The sequence below is a fragment of the Bartonella sp. MM73XJBT genome, assembly GCF_028618465.1.
In the GTDB taxonomy this organism is placed as follows: domain Bacteria; phylum Pseudomonadota; class Alphaproteobacteria; order Rhizobiales; family Rhizobiaceae; genus Bartonella.
Window position 1 is genome coordinate 1 of sequence record NZ_JAQISY010000021.1, and the last position, 23,369, is coordinate 23,369.

12 protein-coding genes and 1 pseudogene are annotated in these 23,369 nt (G+C 38.0%); 7 read left to right on the forward strand and 6 right to left on the reverse strand.

Features of this window, described 5'->3' with window-relative positions; translation table 11 throughout:
• From PVV69_RS07040 to PVV69_RS07050, 3 genes and pseudogenes are all read left to right on the forward strand, one after another.
• Positions 1–392: pseudogene (locus PVV69_RS07040) on the forward strand (isocitrate/isopropylmalate dehydrogenase family protein); the annotation flags it as partial.
• Positions 389–1,066: an RraA family protein gene (locus PVV69_RS07045; protein WP_273756981.1), complete on the forward strand. Its 678-nt coding sequence runs from the start codon at positions 389–391 to the stop codon at positions 1,064–1,066. The pseudogene PVV69_RS07040 and the gene PVV69_RS07045, both read left to right, overlap by 4 nt.
• Entirely contained in the window at positions 1,063–1,947 is an 885-nt protein-coding gene (locus PVV69_RS07050) for a DUF6282 family protein (protein ID WP_273756982.1), read from the forward strand. Before PVV69_RS07045 ends, PVV69_RS07050 begins: the two co-directional genes overlap by 4 nt.
• Positions 1,948–2,845: 898 nt before the next feature.
• Here the strand turns inward: PVV69_RS07050 and coaBC are convergent.
• The 4 genes from coaBC to gyrB all read right to left on the reverse strand — a co-directional run bounded on the left by coaBC (position 2,846) and on the right by gyrB (position 9,234).
• The gene (gene coaBC, locus PVV69_RS07055) at positions 2,846–4,243 is read right to left on the reverse strand and encodes a bifunctional phosphopantothenoylcysteine decarboxylase/phosphopantothenate--cysteine ligase CoaBC (RefSeq protein WP_273756983.1); all 1,398 of its coding nucleotides are present in this window, start codon (positions 4,241–4,243) and stop codon (positions 2,846–2,848) included.
• Between the two features lie 69 nt (positions 4,244–4,312).
• Positions 4,313–5,899: a 2-polyprenylphenol 6-hydroxylase gene (ubiB, locus tag PVV69_RS07060; protein WP_273756984.1), complete on the reverse strand. Its 1,587-nt coding sequence runs from the start codon at positions 5,897–5,899 to the stop codon at positions 4,313–4,315.
• Positions 5,900–5,901: 2 nt separating this feature from the next.
• A complete protein-coding gene (gene ubiE, locus PVV69_RS07065; protein WP_273756985.1) occupies positions 5,902–6,684 on the reverse strand; it encodes a bifunctional demethylmenaquinone methyltransferase/2-methoxy-6-polyprenyl-1,4-benzoquinol methylase UbiE in 783 nt (260 codons plus the stop codon).
• Positions 6,685–6,801: 117 nt separating this feature from the next.
• Positions 6,802–9,234 (reverse strand): DNA topoisomerase (ATP-hydrolyzing) subunit B, encoded by a 2,433-nt coding sequence (gyrB, locus tag PVV69_RS07070; protein WP_273756986.1) that lies wholly within the window; start codon positions 9,232–9,234, stop codon positions 6,802–6,804.
• Positions 9,235–9,839: 605 nt separating this feature from the next.
• On the opposite strand from gyrB, the gene PVV69_RS07075 reads away from it, so the two are divergent.
• Together PVV69_RS07075 and PVV69_RS07080 are read left to right on the forward strand one after the other, a co-directional pair.
• Entirely contained in the window at positions 9,840–10,016 is a 177-nt protein-coding gene (locus PVV69_RS07075; RefSeq protein WP_273756987.1) for a hypothetical protein, read from the forward strand.
• 432 nt (positions 10,017–10,448) lie between these two features.
• Positions 10,449–11,333 (forward strand): transporter substrate-binding domain-containing protein, encoded by an 885-nt coding sequence (locus PVV69_RS07080; RefSeq protein WP_273756988.1) that lies wholly within the window; start codon positions 10,449–10,451, stop codon positions 11,331–11,333.
• 13 nt (positions 11,334–11,346) lie between these two features.
• Here the strand turns inward: PVV69_RS07080 and PVV69_RS07085 are convergent, their stop codons facing one another.
• Positions 11,347–12,879: a YifB family Mg chelatase-like AAA ATPase gene (locus PVV69_RS07085; RefSeq protein ID WP_273719628.1), complete on the reverse strand. Its 1,533-nt coding sequence runs from the start codon at positions 12,877–12,879 to the stop codon at positions 11,347–11,349.
• Between the two features lie 406 nt (positions 12,880–13,285).
• On the opposite strand from PVV69_RS07085, the gene PVV69_RS07090 reads away from it, so the two are divergent.
• Positions 13,286–15,247, forward strand: a complete 1,962-nt coding sequence (locus PVV69_RS07090) for an autotransporter assembly complex family protein (RefSeq protein ID WP_273756989.1) — start codon at positions 13,286–13,288, stop codon at positions 15,245–15,247.
• Positions 15,247–19,893, forward strand: a complete 4,647-nt coding sequence (locus PVV69_RS07095; protein ID WP_273756990.1) for a translocation/assembly module TamB domain-containing protein — start codon at positions 15,247–15,249, stop codon at positions 19,891–19,893. Before PVV69_RS07090 ends, PVV69_RS07095 begins: the two co-directional genes overlap by 1 nt.
• Positions 19,894–21,542: 1,649 nt before the next feature.
• On the opposite strand, the gene PVV69_RS07100 is transcribed toward PVV69_RS07095, so the two are convergent.
• A complete protein-coding gene (locus tag PVV69_RS07100) occupies positions 21,543–23,309 on the reverse strand; it encodes an ABC transporter ATP-binding protein (protein WP_273756991.1) in 1,767 nt (588 codons plus the stop codon).
• Positions 23,310–23,369: the final 60 nt, after the last annotated feature.

The window sequence follows — 23,369 nt, forward strand, 5'->3', positions numbered from 1 at the left end:
TGGCGGAGCATTTGATTGAAGAATTTGAAAATCATTTTCGCCCATATTTGGTTGGGGCAGAAATTACCACGGCTTACAAACAATTAGCAATGCACGCAGAAGTTCGTTGGTTAGCAAATGATCTTCACCTTTTAAAGTATTTTCAGCCGATAGAAAAAAGTGCAAAAAATATTCCGCAGCTAGAGGTTGAGGTTAGCTTATCACCTTCTTTGGAGATATTAGAAAACCAAAAAGAAAGCCTTGGATATGCTACAATGACCGTACAGATCAAAAACTATGGTGATAATCAGGTTTCTTTTCCTTATACACGACCACTTTTAGGTGTTGTCTTACAGGAATATGCAGCTTGGTTGGTTTTAAAAAGATATTTACAAAGAGAGAAAAGTAAATGATACCTGATAAAAATGTAGAAACATTCAAAAAACGATTGCTGGCATTAGATACAGCAGCTGTTTCTGATGCTCTAGATAGTTTATATTTGCAAGCTGCTTTACCGAATATTAAACCACGCTTAAATAATATCAAAATAGCTGGACCTGTATTTACAGTACAATATGAGGCTTTTCGTCCAGAAAATCAAACATTTGCGAATGCTGGTAATTATATTGACGATGTGCCTGCCGGATCTGTAGTGGTGATTGATAATAATGGTCGATGTGATTGTACCAGTTGGGGAAATATTTTGACTCATAAAGCACTACAGCAAAAAATTGTAGGAACTGTTATTCATGGTTCTGCTAGAGATATTGCTGAAATTAGAGCTCTACATTACCCTCTTTTTACGAAAAATATTTATATGGTTTCTGGTAAAAACCGTGCACGCATACGAGCTGTGCAGGTGCCTTTAATGATTGAAGGAGTAAAAATTTTTCCTGGCGATTGGGTTTTTGCTGATGATAATGGTGTATTAATTCTTCCTAACTCAGAGTTATATGAGATTCTTCATCGTGCTGAAAATGTTGATAAAACGGAAGCCCGCATTTTAGCTGGGCTTAAAGGCGGTGAGCGGCTTGAAAATATACGGATTCAAGAAGGTTATGAAGTTCCTTGGAAGGAAAAATTGTGAGTGTACGTTTCATACAATTCTGGCGTAAGAAGTTAAAATTTTTAGATATCCATTATCATGCCCGTCCAGATTTATTTGATAGAACATATTCGGCTTATGATGCTGCAAAAATTTATGCCCAACATAAAGGAGGAGTTGTTTTAAAAAATCATTTAGGCAGCACGGCTGCACTTTCCACAGCCTTACAAGAACAAGATCTACCTGTTTTTGGTTCTATTGTTCTTAATTATGCTTCAGGTGGTTTAAATTTACTTTCAGTTAAACGTGCTTTAGCACATTATCAATTTGTTTCAAAACCTAAATTGCTTGTACATTTGCCCACCATTGTGCCAACACATCATCGTAGCCGTCTCAAACGAAATTTTTCTAATGATTATGCTGCTTTTCTTGCTCAGCAGCCAACAGCTATTACTTGTGAGAAAGGATATCTAAGATCAGAGGTTTACGAACTCATAACTTTTTCCGCTGATAATGAAATTGTTCTCTCTTCTGGGCATGCTTCCAAAGATGCAACTTTATATTTATTGGATGCTGTAGCGAAAAAAGGTAATTGCAGACTTCTCTTAAATCAGCCGGCTAATCCAATGACAGGTTTTTCTGCAGCACAATTACAAGGGCTGGGAGAACATGATTGGCTTTATATAGAACAATGCGCTTTAACTTTTTATTTGGGATATCAAACGAAAGAAGATATGCTTTCTGTATTGTCTAAAGTTAATAATGTAATTTATAGCTCAGATCTAGGGCAATTGGGGGGAACTGATATTCCAACATGGTTGAAAGACAGTGCAAACTGGTTCCAAGAAGCAAAACTCTCTCCTTCCCAAATACAAACAATAACGCTTGATAATCCTTTAAAAATGTTGTCGCCGACAGATTAGTTATAAGATTTATATTTTGTAAGATTTAATACAAAAATTATAAAAATTTCGAGTACTTATTGAAGAGTTAGCGCAGACTAGTGAAAATCTCTTAACTTTTTGTGATGTTTTACAATTTTTATTTCATTATTATAAGGGATAATGAAAAAAGGTAAGTGGTTTCGTTCTAATAAAGGATCAACTACAAAATCGCATATTGTTTTTTAGACTAATTAAAGTATTTATTATATTGGAAACATTATTTTTTAAATATAATTTCTTTCTTTACATGCTTCGTACAAGTTATGAGTTGTTGATGATAGAGGAAAAGCTAATTGTAAGAAAATAGAAACCCAATTGCCTTAACAGAAGAGTTTTTAAATACCTACATTGTAAGTTAAATAAAACAAGTGTTTTCAGTCTTATTTATAGTGCATAAAATATCTAGAAGACGGATAAATGCACATCATATAGAATTTAGAATATAGCAGAAAGTGTTAAGATTGGATCAGTAAGTCATGATCAATTGATTGAATTGGTTTGTAAATGAGGAAATGTAGTGAAACAAATTCTAATTTTTGTTTTGGCGCCTGTATGTCTATGAACTTATTGTGATGCGAGAAACGGGCAACGTTAAACGTTATCCAAATTAATTTGAACATTCTTGTTGCTCGATATCATGACTTAAGCAAAAAGTAGACGAGAGATTAGAAGCTCATGAGAAACAGGAAGAAGCGTTCATAATGCTTTAAAGGTTTGGTACGTAAAATTAAATGTTCTTATTTTACAAAAGTAGTTATTCTTTCACTAAAATTTATAGATACTAAATAGTTTCACGTAAATTGAGTAAATGTGTTTCATTTTTGTTTTGTATTATGCTTTATTAAAGTATTTATTTTTCAAGTTCCAAGCTAAATTTTTATTGATGAGCAAGAGTATGAGACTCAAAAAATGATACAATAAGCTTTGCCAATTTTTGTGCTACTTGCTGTTTCGTCATCTGCGGCCATTCTTCAACATTTTCTTTACTCACAAGATAAACTTGATTTGTATCAGCGCCCATAACACGAGTGCCATCAGCATGAAGGGAAATATCATTGGCAAGAATGAAATCAGCACCTTTTTCGATACATTTTTTTTGCGCATTTACGATGAGGTCAGAGGTTTCAGCCGCAAATCCAATCACGAGTGGAGGGCGGTTTGCAGCATGTCCAATTGTTGCTAAAATGTCAGGATTTTCTACCATATGCAGAGATGGTGGTGTTTTATGAGCGCTTTTTTTCATCTTGTGTAAAGATTGTGTTTGGCTGCGCCAATCACAAACAGCGGCGACAAAAATAGCACCATCAGCAGGCAATGCGGTTTGAACGGCTTGTAACATTTGATGTGCGGTCTCGACATGGATAGTTTTTACCTCTTGTGGAGGTGCAAGATGAACTGGTCCACAAATAAGCGTTACTTTAGCGCCCAAATGGGCGAGAGCTATTGCGATGGCATGCCCTTGTTTGCCTGAAGAGCGATTAGCAAGATAGCGCACGGGATCAATAGGTTCATGAGTAGGACCAGAAGTAACAATGAAATGACGCCCAGAAAGCGGTTTTTCCTGCATCCCTAAAAGAGTTTCTACTGCTGCTACAATGGTTAAAGGTTCACTCATGCGCCCAAAACCTGTCTCATTACGCTCAGCCATTGTGCCAATTTCTGGTCCTACTATATGAACGCCATCGGCGCGTAATTTTGCGACATTGCGCATGGTTGCAGGATGTGTCCACATTGCTGGATTCATAGCTGGTGCAATTAAGAGTGGACAGCGTGCTGCTAAAAGCACACAATCAGCCAGATCATCTCCTATGCCGTTAGCTATTTTTGCAATGCGATTAGCAGTGGCGGGCGCTAAAATAATGAGATCAGCATTACGTGCTAACCGGATATGTCCGATATCATGTTCTTCTGCGCGTGAAAATAAATCGCTATACACAGTACGTCCACTGAGAGCTTCAGCTGCTAAAGGCGTAATAAATTTTTGCGCTGCTTTTGTGATAATAATGTTTAAGTGCGCTCCACGTTCTTGTAAACGGCGAATGAGATCAAGCGCTTTATAAGCTGCAATACTCCCACCAATAATGAGAAGAAGTGACTTTGATTGCAATGATTGCATTTCAGGGCTGCTTGCTTGAGAGGGGGGTATAGTTAAAGTGCTGGGATTGCTTAAAAGACGGCGTGCTTCCTCTTCCATAGAGATACCATTTTTGGCGGCACGTATACGTAAAGATTCTTTGACTTCGGGGGAAAGATTACGAACGGTAAGGCTAGCCATAAAATACCTCCAAGAAACAAAATGATTGCAATGATTTCATTATGGGTATTTTTTAGCATATTGAACAGATTAGAAAAGATGAAAAAGGTAAAAAGTGAGACAAACACAACAAAGTGCAATGATGAAAAGACTATAACGACCATAACGGTTGGTACGGCTTTGTTCAACAGCAAGTCTTTTAAGGGTGGAAGGAGAAAGATTAAATCCTGTTTCTCTGATTTGGTTAAGGTCTTCTTCCATACGTTGAAAATTGTGTATCAATTGTGGTGTTTTACGAGCCAACGAAAGGAGTGCTTGCGCGCCTTCACTAAAGTCCTTTGCCACTCCTATAGGTCCTAAATTTTTGCTAATCCATTCTCTGACAACGGGTTCAGAAGCTTTCCACATATTAAAATGAGGATCTAGTGTGCGCGCTACACCTTCAACAACAACCATAGTTTTTTGGAGTAATAAAAGTTCAGGTCGTGTTTGCATATCAAACAATTCCGTGACTTCAAACAACAGTGTGAGCAATTTAGCCATGGAAATACTTTGCGCTGATTGCCCATGGATTGGTTCACCAATAGCACGGTTAGCTTGAGCAAAGCTTTCAATATTGTGGTGTGGAGGTACGTATCCTGCTTCAAAATGGGCACGTGCCACGCGGTGGTAATCGCGGGTAATAAATCCATAAAGGATTTCAGCAAGGAAATGCTTTTCTTTTTTTCCAAGACGCCCTGTAATTCCTAAATCAACAGCAACAATACATCCTTGTGCGTCTACAAATAAATTACCAGGATGCATATCGGCATGAAAAAAACCATCACGCAATGTATGACGAAGGAAAGATTGAATAAGCGTAACTGCGAGCGCCTGCAAATCAAACCCTGCTTCTTTGAGTGCAGAAATTTCAGATATTCTTATACCATCTATCCATTCCATGGTAAGAACATTACGTCCTGTACGTTCCCAATCAATTTTTGGAACCCGAAAGCCTGTATCATGTTGAATATTTTCAGCCATTTCTGATATGGCAGCTGCTTCTAATCGCAAATCCATCTCGATACGTGTGGTTTGTGCCAAAGTGTCAACCACACAAACAGGACGCAACCGTCGAGAAGCTGGTATATAACGTTCTTGTAAATGAGCAATAAGGTAGAATCCTCTAAGATCTCTGGCAAAACGGGTTCTGATATTGGGACGAATGACTTTAACAGCACATTTTCTTTTCTGACCAGTTTCATCGTAATATTCAGCTGGATGAACTTGGGCGATAGAAGCGGCAGCAATGGGAGGATCAAAATTCACAAATAAATCGTTTATAGAGCGACCAAGCGAATTTTCAATTTGTGCAATAGCATCAGGACAAGAAAATGTTTGTACGCGATCTTGTAGCTGTACCAAATCTTTGGCAATATCACGTCCAACAATATCAGGTCTTGTAGCAAGAAATTGACCAAGTTTTATATAAGAAGGTCCAAGCTTATTGATGGCACAAGAAATATTTTCAGATCGTCGCTTTTTTTTTGCTTTGCTCCGGGCTAATGCACTTGCTATACGATGACAGAATGCTGGAAATCCTTTAAGCTCATCGTGAGGCAGAGCACTCAAAACACCTTCACGTGCTAAAACCCATCCTGCGCGCATCAATTGAAAGTAAGTGGAAATCTGCACCATTTTTAAATTTTCCAACCTGAATGCAGTGCTGCGATAGCACCGGTGAGATTGCGGTATGATACCCGCGAAAAACCTGCATGATTAATCATCTGGGCAAAATCATCTTGTTTAGGAAATTTACGAATAGATTCAACCAAATAACGGTAAGCATCACCATCATTTGCAATGATTTGACCAAGCTTAGGGATGGCATGAAAAGACCACAGGTCATAGATTTTATCGAGCAGAGGCATTTCAACATTTGAAAATTCTAAACATAAGAAACGTCCTCCCGGTTTTAAAACACGGAAAGCTTCTCTAAGAGCTTTGTTAATATGAGGCACATTGCGAATTCCAAAGGCAATCGTATAGGCATCAAAGCTATGGTCTTCAAAAGGCAAATGTTCTGCATTGGCCTCAACAAAATCCATCAGAGGAGCAAGACCATTTTTTTGTGCACGCTTTTTACCGACATTGAGCATTGAACCATTAATATCAAGCACTGTAGCGTGGGCTTTTTGGCGTGAAGCATTCAGAATGCGAAAAGCGATATCACCAGTCCCACCTGCCACATCAAGAACTTTCCAATTGGAAAGAGCTGGGGGAGCAAGCCAAGCAACCATAGAGTTTTTCCACACACGGTGTAGTCCTAATGATAAGATATCATTCATCTTATCATAGTTTTCAGCGACAGAGTGAAATACTCCATCAACCATGGACTGTTTTTGCGCTTCATCAACTCTGGTAAAGCCAAAAGAGTACTCCATACCACCTTTGGCTCCGACGCGTTCTGTTTCAGCTGCCATATGCATGACCTTTCTTCTTTTTCTTTTATCGTAAATGAAAATAGAGGAAATGTTCAAATACGAAAAAACAGCGTATAAAACCACGACGTTTATACAGCCAGAAACAAAAGAGTACCTTTAGATATCAAGATTGGCAACGCTTAAGGCATTATCTTGAATAAAAATCCGCCGTGGTTCAACTTCATCACCCATTAAACGAGAAAAGAGTGAATCTGCATCGGTTGCGTCATTGATTTTAACTTGTAACAGAGAGCGTGCATCAGGATTAAGGGTTGTTTCCCAAAGCTGCTCAGCATTCATTTCTCCAAGACCTTTATAACGTTGGAGCGTAATGCCTTTTTTACCATTTGCAAAGATGCTCTCTAAGAGGCTCATAGGTCCAAAGATACGCTCTGATTTATCTTTGCGGTGTAGGAGCGGGGGAGGATTATATATCTCTATGAAACTTTTAGAAACACGATCAATTTGGCGTGCATCGGCAGAATTAATAAGTCCCGTATCCAGAGTAATCACATCTTTAACTCCGCGTAAAACACGTTCAAAACATAAGCTTCCGTCTGATGTGTATTGACCGCTCCAACCTCGTTCCATATCATCGGCAATCAAATCAAGACGATGGGCGATAGTATCGGCTGTTTTTTGCGCTTTTTCTGGTGTGACAAAGGCTTCAGGGTTAAAAGCTCCAACAATCGCTGCTTGCTCAACAATGTTGCGGTCATAACGTGTATGAAGACCATTTAAAAGTTGACGCAACACACGAGCATCCTTGGCAAGCTGATATAAATCGGCACCTGCACGAACTTCTCCCGTTGAAAGTTCTAAGGCTGCATCTTCTAAGCCCGTATCGATTAAAAACTCTTCAAATGCTGCTTCATTTTTAATATATTGGGAAGATTTACCTCGTGAGACTTTATAGAGGGGGGGCTGTGCGATATAGAGATGTCCACGTTCAATCAATTCAGGCATTTGTCTAAAAAAGAAAGTGAGCAGTAAGGTACGAATATGGGCACCATCAACGTCCGCATCTGTCATAATGATAATTTTATGATAACGCAATTTATCGGGTGAAAATTCATCTTTCCCAATGGAAGTTCCAAGAGCAGTAATAAGCGTTCCAATCATATCCGATGAGAGCATGCGGTCGAAGCGTGCTCGTTCGACATTAAGGATTTTACCCCGCAGCGGCAAAATCGCCTGATTTTGACGAGAACGTCCACTTTTTGCTGATCCACCAGCTGAATCTCCCTCAACGATAAAGATTTCCGATTTTGCTGGATCACGTTCTTGGCAATCGGCAAGTTTTCCTGGTAGAGAAGTAATATCAAGAGCTCCTTTGCGCCTTGTGAGTTCACGCGCTTTACGTGCGGCTTCACGTGCTGTTGCAGCTTCTACGACCTTACCAATGAGAAGCTTTGCTTCATTAGGATGCTCTTCCAGCCATGTAGAAAGACCTTCATTTACCAAATTTTCCACAATGGGACGCACTTCAGAAGAAACCAATTTGTCCTTTGTCTGTGAAGAAAATTTAGGATCGGGAACTTTGACGGAAAGGATAGCTGTAAGTCCTTCGCGGCAGTCATCACCTGTTAGATTAACTTTTTCTTTTTTTACAATACCTGAAGATTCGGCATAACCATTAATTTGACGTGTTAAAGCACTCCGGAAACCGATTAAATGCGTTCCACCATCACGTTGAGGAATATTATTTGTAAAACATAACACTTTCTCATGGTAGGAATCATTCCACCATAGAGCGACATCAACACTCATACCGTCTTTTTCACTGGCAATATAAATAGGGGTATCCAGCAGTGCTTTTTTCGTTTGGTCAATATACTTGACAAATTCCACTAATCCACCTTCATAATGCAATTCAACGGATTGAATATCAGCATGGCGTTCATCAACGAGAAGAATATGTATGCCAGAATTTAAAAAAGCGAGTTCGCGCAAACGGCGTTCTAAAGTTTCAAAATCAAATTCAACCATTGTAAAGGTTTCAGAGCTTGGTAAAAATCTGATTTCTGTTCCACTTTCTCTATCACAATCACCAATAATTTTTAGTGGAGAATCAGCAACTCCATGGGTAAATGACATTTCATGAAGTCTACCATTACGTTTGATTTTCAATTTAAGCCAAACGGATAATGCATTCACAACAGAGACACCAACGCCGTGTAAGCCTCCTGAAACTTTGTAAGAATTTTGATCAAATTTTCCACCGGCATGAAGCTGTGTCATAATAACTTCAGCTGCTGAAACACCTTCTGTGGGATGGATATCTGTTGGAATTCCGCGTCCATTATCACGAACAGAACAAGAACCATCCGCATGGAGTGTAACATTTACAAGGGTAGCATGACCGGCTAGTGCTTCATCGATAGCGTTGTCTACGACCTCATAGACCATATGGTGTAAGCCTGAACCATCATCTGTATCACCAATATACATGCCAGGACGTTTACGTACAGCATCAAGACCTTTAAGAACTTTGATAGAAGCGGCACCATAGTCATTACTAGATGTCGGTGAGGTTATTTCATCACTCATAAGTCAATCCACTTTTGTATTCAGTTTACGATACCCAAACAGCTCTAAGCTTAATATTTTGATCAGTTATTTATGGAATAACCATGTCAAACATTTATCGTATATCATATTTATATTCAACATCTGTTATACATAATTGCTAGTGTATAAGAGAATGATTTTTGCATACACAGTGTTTTTACCTGTAAATCAACATCAAGGTTTCATGCAACAGCACGTTTGCGACAGGAACGAAGATAGATAAGAGGCTCTCTTAGCTGTTGCAGCTTTTGTATGCCAAAGAGGGGCAAGGATATTGCCTATATCTATTGGCATAATCTCTCAAACAGACATGCAGCCTCATTTAGAAGAATCTAAATAAGTTAGGGATAAAACCAGTTCCCATCTATACCCTCATTTTTTATACTGCTTTACAGCTTTCAAAAGTATTTCAAGCAATATCTTTTAGAGAATAGAGGATTATGCATCGTTTCATGTTTTTTATCACGTTTCTTAATTAAGGGTATGTTCTTCACGTAAAATAAAACGCTATTGGTTGCTAATGCACCTGATTGTTTTAAAGAAACATCTCTTCAGCTATCCAAGCCCATTTCATAGTGGTATCCATGAATGGTATAGGTAAAGAGCACCACCATCTTTATGCTTATGAAACAAAAACCAGCATCATCATTTTTCATGCCAGTTGCCAATGTTGTGAAAAAAATGCTGGTACCACCTTGCTCTTTTATCAACGTAGAGATGTTGGTGCTCTATGGGTTTTGCGTTATCTCATTCACGGATGATGTTGTGAGATAAGGGGAAGAAATGAGAGGAGCATTTCTTTAAAAAAAGCGCATGAATGGGCAACACAATGATACCTTTCCATCATGTAAGGAGCATGAAACTTTATGAAAGAAAAATACAGGAATTCTCATGTTATCAAAGAGATTAAGGATAAAATAAGCGATAATACAGAAACTTTTTATTGATAAATATATTCAAAAATCGCTTTCTTGCTAAAAAAATTTCTCAAGCATTTATTGAGAGCAGTGCACACAAACGTTCTATTATCAGCAATATATTCTGAAAACGAGAGAAAAACGGTTAATTGTTTGATAGTTTTGAGAAAGCACAAAAATTTAATTCATGAAAGGAGCAGATATTTTTGTTCAATGCATTAGATATGATGACTGAGAAAAGTTATATTTTAGCTTTGCAAAATAGGGGGCGAGATTTTGGCAATAAAGAAATTTATAAATAGATTGAGCGCTCTTATTGGAATTGTATTTGGACTATCGGGCTTTTTATTTTCCTCGTTTGTAGAAGCCGAAATGAACAGCAGGCTTCCTTCTTTTTTTAATTCGCATGAACATTTTGTGCAGCCTGATACAACAGATATAGTCCGTTTGCGTTTTGTAACAACTTTTGATTTCCCTCCCTTTAACTTTCTTGATCAAACAGGACATCTTGCAGGCTATAATATCGACTTATTGCGTGCTATTTGTTCAAAATTAAATCTTGAAAAAGTCTGTGAGGTAGAAGTTGTTCCTTGGGAAGAGCTTGTAGACCATGTCAAAAATGGTGGTGCAGAAGTCATTATTGCTGGTTTAAAAGAAACAATGAAAACCCATCAAGATCTTGTTTTTACAAGATTTTATTTGCGTTTTCCAGCTCGATTTGTTGCGTCTCGCTTTATTGCATCCCAACTTGTAGATCTTGATGAATCAATAAGTGATAAAATTATACATTTAAACAGTGGCGTTTTGTCCAAAACTGTTCACGAAAAACTGTTTCGCAGTTATTTTCCTGCAGCCAAATGGCAAGGATTTAAAAGCAGGACAGAGCTTTATAAAGCATTACAGGATCATAAAATTGATGTTATTTTTGATGATGGATTTTCTTTATCTTTGTGGCTAAATGATCCCAAATCTGCTGATTGTTGCCATTTTGTTGGAGGTTCGTATATGGCTCCACAGTTATTGGGGCAAGGAATGCAGCTTGCTGTGGCAAAAAAGAATGAAAAATTAATTGATATACTTAATTATGCTCTGAAATCTCTAGAAGATGATGGCAAGCTTACAGAACTTTATTTGCGTTATTTTCCAGTAAGTTTTTATTGATGAATACTTCGTTCTAGGTAAGAACTGTTAATCTTTCAGTGCCCAACCGGTAAGAAATAGCTTCAGCAAGATGATGGCGAGCAAGAAGGTCAGCTTCATCAAGATCGGCAATGGTGCGTGCAACTTTAAGAATACGATGATAAGCACGGGCGGAAAGCTGCATTTTTTCACTTACATCGCGTAGGAGTTTAGCGGCATTTTTATCAGGTATAGCAATTTGTTCGATAATTTTGGCAGGGCAATCACCGTTGGTGCGAATATGGTCAAGACCCAATGTTGTAAAACGTTTGGCTTGAATGGCACGACATCGTGCGACGCGTTTTGCAACATCATAGCTTTTTTCTGATTGTTCTGGTTGCATAAGATCCATAGCTGTTAGAGCAGGGACATCAATCCGTAAATCAATTCTGTCGAGCAGAGGACCAGAAATACGGGACTGATAATCGATTTGACAGCGTATTCCTTTAGCACAAACATGATTTTTTTCGCCTGCCATACCACATCGACAAGGGTTCATTGCAGCAATGAATTGAAAGCGGGCAGGATAGCTAATATGGTGATTAGCGCGGGCGATAACACATTCTCCACTCTCTAAGGGTTGACGAAGAGAGTCAAGGACTTGCGGAGAGAATTCAGGTAATTCATCAAGAAAAAGAACGCCATTATGCGCAAGAGAGACTTCTCCAGGTCGTCCTTTAAGTCCACCACCGATCATTGCGGCCATGGACGCGGAATGATGCGGAGCGCGAAAGGGACAGTGGAGTGAAATGGTATTATGGACTATTTCTCCTGTGATGGAAGCAATTAAAGAAACATCTAAAAGTTCTCGGCTATCAAGGGGTGGTAGAATGGAAGGCAATCGTTGCGCTAACATAGATTTTCCAGCGCCAGGAGGACCTACAAACAAAAGGTTATGCCGCCCAGCAGCGCAAACTTCTAATGCACGTTTGGCGGTTTTTTGTCCTTTAATTTCGCAAAGGTCAGGAAGTTCAGTTTGGATAGTATATTGGCGCGGTTGTGGACGTTTTTGGATTTGGGTCCCTTTAAAATGATTGACCATAGTAAGGAGTGTTTCGGGGGCAAGAATATTCATTTCCGCATTTGCCCATGCAGCTTCAGGTCCACATATGTGGGGACAAATAAGGCCTTTATCGAGTGATAAAGCTGTCATTGCGGCTGGTAAAACACCATTGACAGCTGTAAGGGAACCATCCAATGACAATTCACCTAAAATGACGTAGTCTTGGGCAACTTCGGGAGGAAGAACCCCCATAACAAGCATTAAGCCTACAGCAATAGGCAAATCATAATGGGATCCCTCTTTAGGAAGATCAGCCGGGGCAAGATTAACAGTAACCCGTTTGTTTGGCATAGAAAGCCCACAAGCATGCAGAGCTGCTTGCACACGTTCACGGCTTTCTGCGATTGCTTTATCGGCTAATCCAACAATAGCCATTCCTATTTTGCCGGTGGAAATCATAACCTGTACATCGACAGGCACTGCTTCTAGACCGCGAAAAGCAACAGTTGTAACACGCGCGATCATCAATTATTTCTCCCCCCTTTAACTCGGGAGAGACAATCATATCTCCGCATAAAAATCAAGAAGTGTCTTTATGGTTTTTTGGGAGAGAGAAATCTATATACATAAATTTGTAGTACTTTTATAGAGAGTTATTTGTATAAATTTAACCATAATTTTATGGGATTCAATAAAACATTTATAATGAGTTAAATGAATGTGTTAGGAGAAAAGGAGCGAAGCTGTTTTGTTGCACGCTGGTAGAGAGTTTTATGAATATAAGGGGAGGAAAGATTATGCATGGCAAGCAAAGAATATTATTTGATATAATCAAACGTGTGAAATATTGAGGGTAAGCATGTTTACCTTTCTTGTTTGATGTTATTTATAGTACAAAGTGATATGAAGTGTGTTGAAGGTATCTGATTGGATGGTATATCAGACTGGCGTTTTTTTTAAATCAGGAACCATGCGCAGTGTGTTTATAAGCTTATGCTTTACCTGTGCTTTTCCGCAAACACTTGCAGCATTTGAGTTATTCGGCATCCCTCTTTTTGGTAAAAAGACAATCAACTCCTCTTCCTATAATGTCAGTGATACAGAGAAATTTTATAAGGTTGATGTTATTGCTCCCTTGGGGGCGCCATCAGAAGGTGTAAAAATAGTTAAGTCTGTTTCTTCTCTGGTTGCTGATAAAGATAAAGCATTTAATTCTTCTGGTTTGTTAGCGAAAGCGCGTTCAGATTATCGCACTATTCTTTCTGCTCTTTATGCTGATGGACGTTATGGCGGTATTATTAGTATTAAGATTAATGGTTTAGAAGCTGCTGATTTAAGTCCTGTAACGCAACTCCCAGCGCAATCTAAAATTGTTATTCTCGTTGATGCTGGTCCTCGATATGTTTTTAATGTTGCAGACATTAATAAAGTTGCTCCATTGGTAAAATATAAAACCAATAGAATGCCGACAATTGAAGAATTGGGTTATAAGACTGGAATGATTGCCAAATCTGAAACTATTTTAAAAGCAGAAAGATGGGCAGTTGAAGGATGGCGTAGACAAGGTTATGCTAAGGCCAAAGTTATGAAAAGTGAAGTGATTGCTGATCATGCAGCACGTCTTATTGATGCGCAGATTGCTGTTGATCCTGGACAAGAAGCTTATTACGGTCCTTTAAGTGTGCGTAATGTTAGTACGAAGCCACGCGTAGATTCGGCTTATATTGCGTGGATGACAGGATTAAAGGTAGGTCAAAAATATGATTCTGCTGCGTTAGCCAAAGCAAGTGAAAGACTTGCACGCCTTAATGTTTTTCGTGCTGTGAATATACGTGAGGCTGAGACGATTAGTCCTGATGGTAGTTTACCACTGACGCTTGTGGTGGAAGAACGTAAACCACGTCGTTTTGGTGCAGGTGGTAGCTACTCAACATTAGATGGTGCTGGTTTTGAAGCTTATTGGATGCATAATAATCTTTTTGGTCATGCAGAACAGCTTAAAATTGAAGCGAAAATAAGTGGTATTGGTGGCAATAAGAAGCAATCATATAATTTTAAAAATTTTGATTATCTTTTGGGCAGTACATTTATAAAACCTGGTATATTTACTCCTGATACAGATTTTAGGACAGAACTAAAAATACAGCAAGATGTCTTAGAAAATTATACGACAAAAGCCATTAGAGGAAAGTTTGGTATAACGCATATCTTTAATGGTAATCTATCGGGACAGATGTCCGTAAAAGTTTCTACTGGTTATTCACGCGATATTCATTTTGGGGATCGTCATTTTACAACAATTGGGTTACCGAGTGGTTTGATTTACGATAGTCGTAATAATAAGTTTAATGCGACAAAAGGTTTGTATGCTGAAGTGAATGTCGAACCTTTTTATGAAATGCGCTTTGGCAATTTTATAGCAAAAATGACTGTAGAGAGTCGTTCTTATTGGGCATTGGATGAAAAGAATCGTTTTGTTTTTGCTGCGCGAGCAAAGCTTGGTACAATTCTTGGGAGTGATAGGGCACAAATACCTACAGATACACTCTTTTTTGCTGGTGGTGGAGGATCTGTTCGCGGTTATGCTTATCGCAATATTGGTATCAAAACAGACAATAATGCTGTTGTTGGTGGGCGAGCACTCGTTGAGGGGTCAGCAGAGTTACGTTTGTCTTTAAATGATAAGATAGGGCTTGTTAGTTTTCTTGATGGCGGTAGTGTAGGAGAAAAGGCGAATTTTGATTTTTCTAAAAAAATAAAATGGGGAGCGGGCATTGGCGGTCGCTATATGACAGATCTTGGTCCTTTACGCGTTGATTTAGCCTTTCCTCTCAAGCGAGAGAAAGGTGATCCTCGCATTGGTTTTTATGTGGGTATAGGGCAAGCATTTTAATGAAAAAAATTATGCGTTTATGGGTTTTCTTATTTGGACTTTCGTTTTTTTTGCTAAGTGCTTTTGTTTTTGCGCGAGGAGGCAATTCCTCCTCTAGCCAAATGCATACCGATGATCGTTCATGGTTAGTTTCTCTCATTGAACGTGGACTTTCAGGGACTAATCGCCAAGTTCGTTTACATAATATACAAGGAACATTGTCTTCTCAAACGTCAATTGAAGCGATTACCGTGAGTGATAAAAAGGGTATTTGGCTGAAAATTACCAATGCTAAAATGGATTGGAACCGCCTAGCATTGTTGAGAGGGCGCATGAGTATTAATGAGCTTTCAGCAGAACAGATTACGTTTTTACGCAAACCGCAGAGCAACTCTTCTCTGATTTCTTCTTTTGAGACAGGGAAATTTTCTGTACCAAAATTGCCACTTGCCATTTCTATCAATAGGCTTCAAGCTCAACATGTAGCATTTGAACAGGAGCTTTTTGGTTTTTCTGCTGATGTATCCTTAAAAGGAAATCTAACCTTGGCAAATGGTGAGGTTGATGTTGATATAACAGCTCATCGTTTAGATGCACCGGGATCATTTTCTGTTCTCACAAAGCTATCCGATAGCAACCGTACAGCTAAGGTTGATATTTCTGTTGATGAAGCGCAAAATGGCATTTTGGCGAATATTTTGCAAATTGAAAAGCGTCCTGCGTTGAATCTTGCTATTACGGGGGATGGTACTTTTGATAATTTGGTTGTCAAACTTTATTCGGAAGTTGACCACCATCCTGTTTTAAATGGCAATATTATTCTTGCTCATTTTGCGGAGGGACATAGTTTTTCTACGAAACTTGTTGGTACACTTGGCTCTTTAATGCCTTCTCAATATCGTAACCTTTTCGAATCTGATGTAACGTTGAAAGCAGAAGCAAGAATGACAAAAGAAGGTGCGACATACCTTGATCATATTGTGCTTCAAAATAAGGCAATAAATGTTGTAGCCAATGCTGAAATAACAGCAGATCGATTTTTACGGCGGCTTTTTATTGATGGCAAAATGGCTTTTGATAAGGAAAATAAGGGAGCACCTTTACTAGCATCAGAAGTACCAATTCGTGTGGGTAATCTTGCTTTAAACATTGATTATGGTCGTGAAGGAAAACCTTCTTGGAAGGGAAAGTTTATTGTACATCATGTAAGCAATAAAAATATTCATATTCGCGATGCCATTTTTGATATGGGAGGAGTAAGTGAAAATCTTGATAATGCAGCATCTCGTCATGTTGGGATTCAGGTTAAAGGAACACTTAAAGGGGGTGAAAAACGTAAAGATACATCAGGAAAAGATTTAGACCAAACAGTTCATGTGCATTTAGATACGGATGTTTTTTCTAAAAAACCGGTTTTGATTCATGATTTTAGTGTTACGGGGCAGAATTTTTCTGCTTGGTTAAAAGGAAAAATGGAGCGTTTTGTTTTTAAAGGCGACCTTGGTTTAAAAACGCAAACATTTGCTCCTTTTAGTTTATTGCGTGAGCAATCACTCTCTGGTAGCGCAGATATTAAAGCCAAAGGAACAATCGGTTTAATGAGTGGCGCTTTTGATCTTGAGTTATCAGGGGTGGCTGATAATATGAAAATAGGTGTGGAGCCTTTTGATCGTTTTTTCAAAGGAAAATTTACTCTTTCAGGTGGTGCTGCTTATGACACGGCGAATCTAATTTTGCGTCGTTTAGATTTGAAAAGCCAATATGCGGATATAAAAGCAGATGGATATTTTTCGAGTGAGAGAGCAAAAATGGATTTCTCTGCTCAAATATCTGATCTTGCTAAATTGGATTCGAGAGTAAAAGGTGCACTTACAATTCAAAGTACAGCTAGAGGACACAATAACCTTATAAATTTTAATACACGCGCAAATATTACTGAAGCATTTTTAATGGGAAAGCAGCTACAGAACACAACATTCACCATGAAAACAATGCTAGACAATACATCACCTGTTACTTCTGTAACAGGCTCGATAAAGGGTGAAGGTACTTTTGCTAAGAAACCGTTGTATTTATCAGCTTCTTTTAAGGATTCTCACCAGATTCGACAACTTGAAAATATCAATATAAGAGGGGGAAGCGCAAAAATAACCGGTGATCTTTTTCAAACACAAGGTCTTGTTAAAGGTGCTTTGCATGTTGATGCTGATGATATTTCCGTGTTGTCTGCGTTATTTTTGCAGGAAGGCAGTGGAAAAGTAACAGGAGATTTTGTTTTTGGCGAACAAAATGGCAAACAAAAAGCCAATCTAAAAGTGCATATTGACCGTTTGAGCTTTGCAAAGAATAAAATGAAGAAGTTGGAAGTCAAAGCCGACCTATTTGATCCTTTTGGCATGACACAATTGGAGGGGGCTATCAATGCAGAGCAAATTCAAACGCCTTTGATGATGATTAATCATTTAAATGTCCATGCTCATGGCAAAAATGGACAAACAGTTTTTACTCTTCAAGCGATGTTGCCTCATAATACCAACGCACAGCTTTCTGGTCGTATGGTTGCAGTAGAAGTTCCAGAAGATATAAAACGAGAAATACAGATTGAAACGGTGGATATAAAACAACATAATTTTCACGCGACATTGCCTAAAGCAGCTACGATTGTTTTTGATAAAAATGGCATGACGGTAAATGGATTAGGACTTGCAGTGAATGGAGGTAAAATTATCCTTGCAGGAAATGTTCAAGATACCCTTAATTTAAATCTTACAATGAATGCATTTCCTGCTGCGTTAGCCAATCTATGGAAATCCGATCTTGGAGCAGATGGTACTGTAACAGGGCAGATTATAATTCGTGGTAGTTTGCAAAAGCCTGATGTGACCTATGATATAAAAGGGGAGAGGCTGACGACGATTGCACTTCAAGATAAGAAAATAATGCCTTTTGTGCTGACTGCTACAGGTAAAACCATAGATCAGAATCTTACTTTGAATGCAAATTTTACGGGGGAAGGAGCAAAGGCACAAGCCCAAGGACACATATCTTTCAATGAAAACAAGCTGGATCTCCATGTTAACTTGCAAGATTTGCCTGCAGGTTTGCTTAATAGTTTTATTGAAGGGCAAGCACTTGGAGGAGTGGTGGTAGGTAAAGTCGATATTGGTGGAACCATGAAGGATCCCTCTGCTCATTTTGAGCTTTCTAGTCAAAGCTTAACTGCTATGACTCATAAAGGACCGATGTCAATGAATGTGAATGCTCGTGGTTCTTACAAAAAATCGACTTTTCATATTGAGAATATGATAGCGACAGGAGATAAGGGATTAGATCTTTCTATAAGTGGACCTGTTTCTCTCAATGGTCTAGAGGCCAAATTGAATGTTAAAGGGACAATACCTCTTGCTTTTGTTGATCTTTTATTAGCAAAGCGTGGTGCGCATATAACTGGCATGGCCAAGATGGATGCAGCTATTAGTGGTGCATTACTGAAGCCACAATTGGTAGGAAATTTTTCTATAGTTAATGGTAGTTTTTTTGATTCAAAAACAAATTTCGGTCTTAACAATGCAACAATAGAAGGCAAATTAAACGGCGATCACATTTTGATAGAGAAAGCTTCCGCTGCTTCATCGGAGGGGGGAAAAGTTTCTGCTTCAGGTCTTATCTCTAATGATCTAAAACCAGATTTGGTATTCCATCTTGATAATGCCAATTATAATGATGGCTCTATGATTCTTGCAACATTGTCAGGAAAGATGACAATGACAGGTCATTTTCTGGATAATCTTGTTATTGGCGGTGATATTACAGTTGAAAAAGCTGAAGTTTTTGTTCCTGATCATTTTCACAATGCAAAGTTTCTTGACATTAAAAATAAGAATTTAACAAAACCGATTCAAAAAACGCTTGAACGTGCTGATGTTAAGAACACCAACACAAATCGTGGTATCTCTCAAGAATCTTCGTCTGTTGTGTTCTCAAATATGCTTATTACGGCGCGCAATCAGTTTTTTGTGCGTGGACGAGGGTTGGATACTGAATTGGGAGGACGCATTAACATAGCAGGACCATTGCATGATGTGCATCCAGTTGGTGAGTTTCAGATGATTCGTGGACGTTTTGATATTCTTTCACAGCGTCTTAATTTTGACCAGGGACAAGCAAGTTTTAGCGGTAATCTTAATCCTACAGTTTATTTTGTTGCCAACAAAGATAGTAGTGATATTCGCGTTACAGTAACTGTAAGTGGAACGATTGATAATCTTGATGTTAATTTTTCTTCACAACCAAATTTGCCACAGGATGAGATTTTAGCGCGTTTGATTTTTAACCGCTCTCTTAATGAATTATCACCATTTCAGATTGCCCAACTTGCGGCAGCGGCTGCTGATCTTGCCGGTGCTTCTAATACATCTTTATTGAATACTCTACGGGCTAAAATTGGTCTTGATGATCTTGATGTTGTCGTTGATGAAAAGGGAAATACTGGCTTACGTATTGGACGCTATATACACAACAACATTTATTTAGGTTTTGAAGCAGGATCAGATGGAGCGACGAAGGGCACAATTAATTTGGATATTTCGCGCCATCTTAAAGCTAAAGGCGCCATAGGGAATGAAAAGAATTCGAGTGTTGGTCTCTTTTATGAAAGAGATTATTAAAGATTAAAATTTTGAAATTCCCATTACTTTGATTTTATACATTTAACTCTCTGTATTAGAAAAGACAATACACTCATTGGGAATGATATTTTTTCGCAAATTGAATAAGGACTTCAAATACTAAAAAGATTTTTGTACTTAAATATTTGCATTTAAATCAAAAAAATCGTTGGCTTACATACCACAAGCGAGGTTTGTGTGAGGGTAAAAACTATTGAAGAAAGAAGATAACGCCTCTTATGAACACTCTCAAATGTAAGGGAGCAACATTGGGAGCAAGCCAAACAGAATGATGGTTTCAGCTTACACGTTTATACATATAAAGATGGTGATGCTCAATAAACTCTACATAATATTATTCAAGAGAGATGGCGTAAAATATGCTTAAGTACACTAAGAATAAAAATTATCATCCAGATTCGCTTGCAGAACCGACAAAGAGTAAAACCACATTTTTATCATTCTTTATAACTTAAATAAGGAAATACCTCGTAGCTTTGATGGATGTTTTTATAAAAAACATCGCTTTATCGAATTCGTTTTCAAGAAAGATTAAGCTATAGAAAAGGAATTCTATAAAAAGGAAATTTTTATCAAATCGCACCAAGATATTTTTGAAGTGCTTAATTTTTTAATCGTATTCTTTATAGAGTGACATCCTTTATGAAAAACCACATATCATGATGCTTTTCATTCATATATTTATTTTAATACTCCTCATGCCATCTTACCAGTATTGCCATGAATGGTAGAAAGCAAAATCTCATTGGGCGCTACCATTTTTTGTATTTATGGTGGTACGAAACGGCACTAATATTTTATTTTCTAGTTCTCAACGGTGTGATTTTTTTCTTGAGAGAGTCCATGAGTAGCATGTTTACTCTTTTCTTAAATGGTTTTATCCATACATCAATCCCGCTTGTAGTGTGCACGCGAATGATTTGAATGAATTCAACATAAACAGATTTAATTTAAAATGAAAGAATCTTACGATATTCGGGGCTCTCATTCAAATTGTGAAACGACAAATTATTAGGATAAATCAATTGCTTGATTTTGTAACAACATATGTATTTTCAAGTACTTCAAGAAGTTGAAATGTTTAAGTAAGATAGTTTTCGTTCTCAGATTTTAGATTTTAGAATAAAACGCAAAACTCGATCTAAGGCATTTACTACAGCAAGAAATTTTATGATAGATTCTTCGAAGGCTTCCTTCTTATACTCAGTTTACAATGTTGAGAAAAATTTATAATGGACAGCACGGGAATGGATTTAAACAAAGGTAACATGAAATATCACAGTTACATTATCCTAGTTTTTGGCAAGTTTTCCAAAATTTGCTATCAGCTTTTTGATACATGTGGGGTTCGATAACATTTGTGGATGTTACGCATCTTACTTGAAGAAAGGAGAAGCTCTTATTATGAAGCTTCTATTTTGAAAAATAAAAAAGAATACTTTTAATAAAACAATAGACGAGGTGTTTAATTCTCATACGAATCCTAGACACGGATTCTCAATAAATCATACGTCTTTTTTGTATGGCTGTACTTGATATAATGCTTTCCCATGTTATGCCTTTGTCTTGTACAAAGGAAAGACTATTTTTTCACGTTTGATCTCAAGTCTTACGGAGGCGTCTAAAAGTTAAGACGTGTGCTTTTTAAATTGGATATTATGAAGTTTTTTGTAAAAACTATTTTCCGTTGCGAGTAATTCCTCTTGGCTACCTTGTTCAATCAGTTGACCATTTTTTATGACAACAATTTTATGAGCACGAGCAATTGTTGAAAGACGATGAGCAATGATGATAGTTGTGCGTCCTTTGGTGAGATGGTGAAGTGCTTCATTAATTTGTGCTTCAGTATGTGAATCTAGTGCACTTGTTGCTTCATCAAGAATGAGGATTTCACTGTCATGAAGCATTGCTCTAGCGATAGCGATTCTTTGTTTTTGTCCACCTGAAAGATTACAGCCATTATCACCGATTTGTGTATCATAGCCATTTGGCAAGTCCATAATAAAATCATGCGCATTGGCTGTTTTTGCTGCTTTGATAATATCATCGTCACTGGCACCTTCTTTTCCAAGTCCGATATTATATTTAACGGTTCCTTGAAAGAGAAAAGTATCCTGTCCTACATAGGCCATAAGCTTTCTCAAGGAGCGAAATGTCGTATAACGGATATCTTGATTATTAATCAATATGCGTCCCTTTGTGGGGTCATAAAGGCGCATAATAAGATTGATAAGGGTTGATTTTCCTGAACCAGATGGTCCCACCAATGCTGTCATTTTTCTGGGTTCTATTTCTAGATTGATGTTCTTCAATACTATTTTCTTATCTGTATATGCAAAAGAGACATCTTCGAAACGAATGCTTCCTTGGGTTTGATCGAGATCCTTCGCATTTTCATGTTCCATAACCGAGATAGGATGGTCAAGTATGTCAAACATCGTACGGATACTAACCAAGCCAGCTTCAATTTTGACTCGTACATTTGCGAGCCTTTTTGCAGGCTCGTAAGCAAGAAGCAAAGCAACAATAAAAGACATAAATTCACCTTGAACGCCTGTACGTTGGGTTGCAAGGTAGCCGGAAAAACAGATAATACCTGCAATAGCAATACCTGTGAGTGTTTCCATAATGGGATTTGTAATAGCTTGAAGTGTTGCAATAGTATTTGCTTGTTTTTCAACATCGCCAATGGCTTTGTTCATACGTTTTTTCATGAGATCTTCTAGTGAAAAAGCTTTGATGACGCGAATACCGATAGAACTTTCTTGTACAATTTTGATAATTTCACCAAGCGAAAGGAGTTCTTTTTCGACAAGACTACGAACACGTTTTAAAGTCATTCGAATTCCTAAAAAAGCTAGTGGTCCTACTATTAAAGTAATGGCGATTAACATAAAATTTTGAATACACATGACAAGCAAGAGGCCACTAACGGAAAGTAAATCACGCACAAAAGTTGTGATAATTGTATCAATGATATTACGCGCTGCTGTAGCATTGTGAGTTACGCGGACAAGAAGATCAGATGAAGCATTATGATGGTAAAAAGAGACACCTTGTTCCATAAGGCGTGCATAAATTTTACGCTGTTGTTCAGCAACGATGCTGTTTCCTGCTTTGCTCAAAAAGTAAGTTTGGGAAAAAGTTGCAATCCCTTTAAGAATGAAAATGAAAGCAATGATACCAGAAATCAAAACAATCATACCGAAATTCTGCGCTTCAATCATATAATTGACAACATCACGCATAATCCATGCACTGGCTGCAGTTGTGCAGGAAATAATAATCATGGAAAAAATAGCGGCACTATACCAACGCGCATGTTTACGAAAATTTTCTCGCAAAAGACGAATGATAAGATGTTTATCAAAAGCAGAAATTTGTTTTTTGACCATAAGGTGCTTCTCTATTCTATCGTTATTTATGCAAGATTGAAGCACTTTGATGAGAGACAT

Bases quoted from the DNA above. Each gene is read 5' to 3' on its own strand.
- PVV69_RS07095 (WP_273756990.1), top strand. From the start codon at position 15,247: ATGAAAAAAATTATGCGTTTATGGGTTTTCTTATTTGGACTTTCGTTT.
- PVV69_RS07100 (WP_273756991.1), bottom strand. From the start codon at position 23,309: ATGGTCAAAAAACAAATTTCTGCTTTTGATAAACATCTTATCATTCGT.
- PVV69_RS07045 (WP_273756981.1), top strand. From the start codon at position 389: ATGATACCTGATAAAAATGTAGAAACATTCAAAAAACGATTGCTGGCA.
- ubiB (WP_273756984.1), bottom strand. From the start codon at position 5,899: ATGGTGCAGATTTCCACTTACTTTCAATTGATGCGCGCAGGATGGGTT.
- coaBC (WP_273756983.1), bottom strand. From the start codon at position 4,243: ATGGCTAGCCTTACCGTTCGTAATCTTTCCCCCGAAGTCAAAGAATCT.
- gyrB (WP_273756986.1), bottom strand. From the start codon at position 9,234: ATGAGTGATGAAATAACCTCACCGACATCTAGTAATGACTATGGTGCC.
- PVV69_RS07075 (WP_273756987.1), top strand. From the start codon at position 9,840: ATGAATGGTATAGGTAAAGAGCACCACCATCTTTATGCTTATGAAACA.
- PVV69_RS07085 (WP_273719628.1), bottom strand. From the start codon at position 12,879: ATGATCGCGCGTGTTACAACTGTTGCTTTTCGCGGTCTAGAAGCAGTG.
- PVV69_RS07090 (WP_273756989.1), top strand. From the start codon at position 13,286: ATGGTATATCAGACTGGCGTTTTTTTTAAATCAGGAACCATGCGCAGT.
- ubiE (WP_273756985.1), bottom strand. From the start codon at position 6,684: ATGGCAGCTGAAACAGAACGCGTCGGAGCCAAAGGTGGTATGGAGTAC.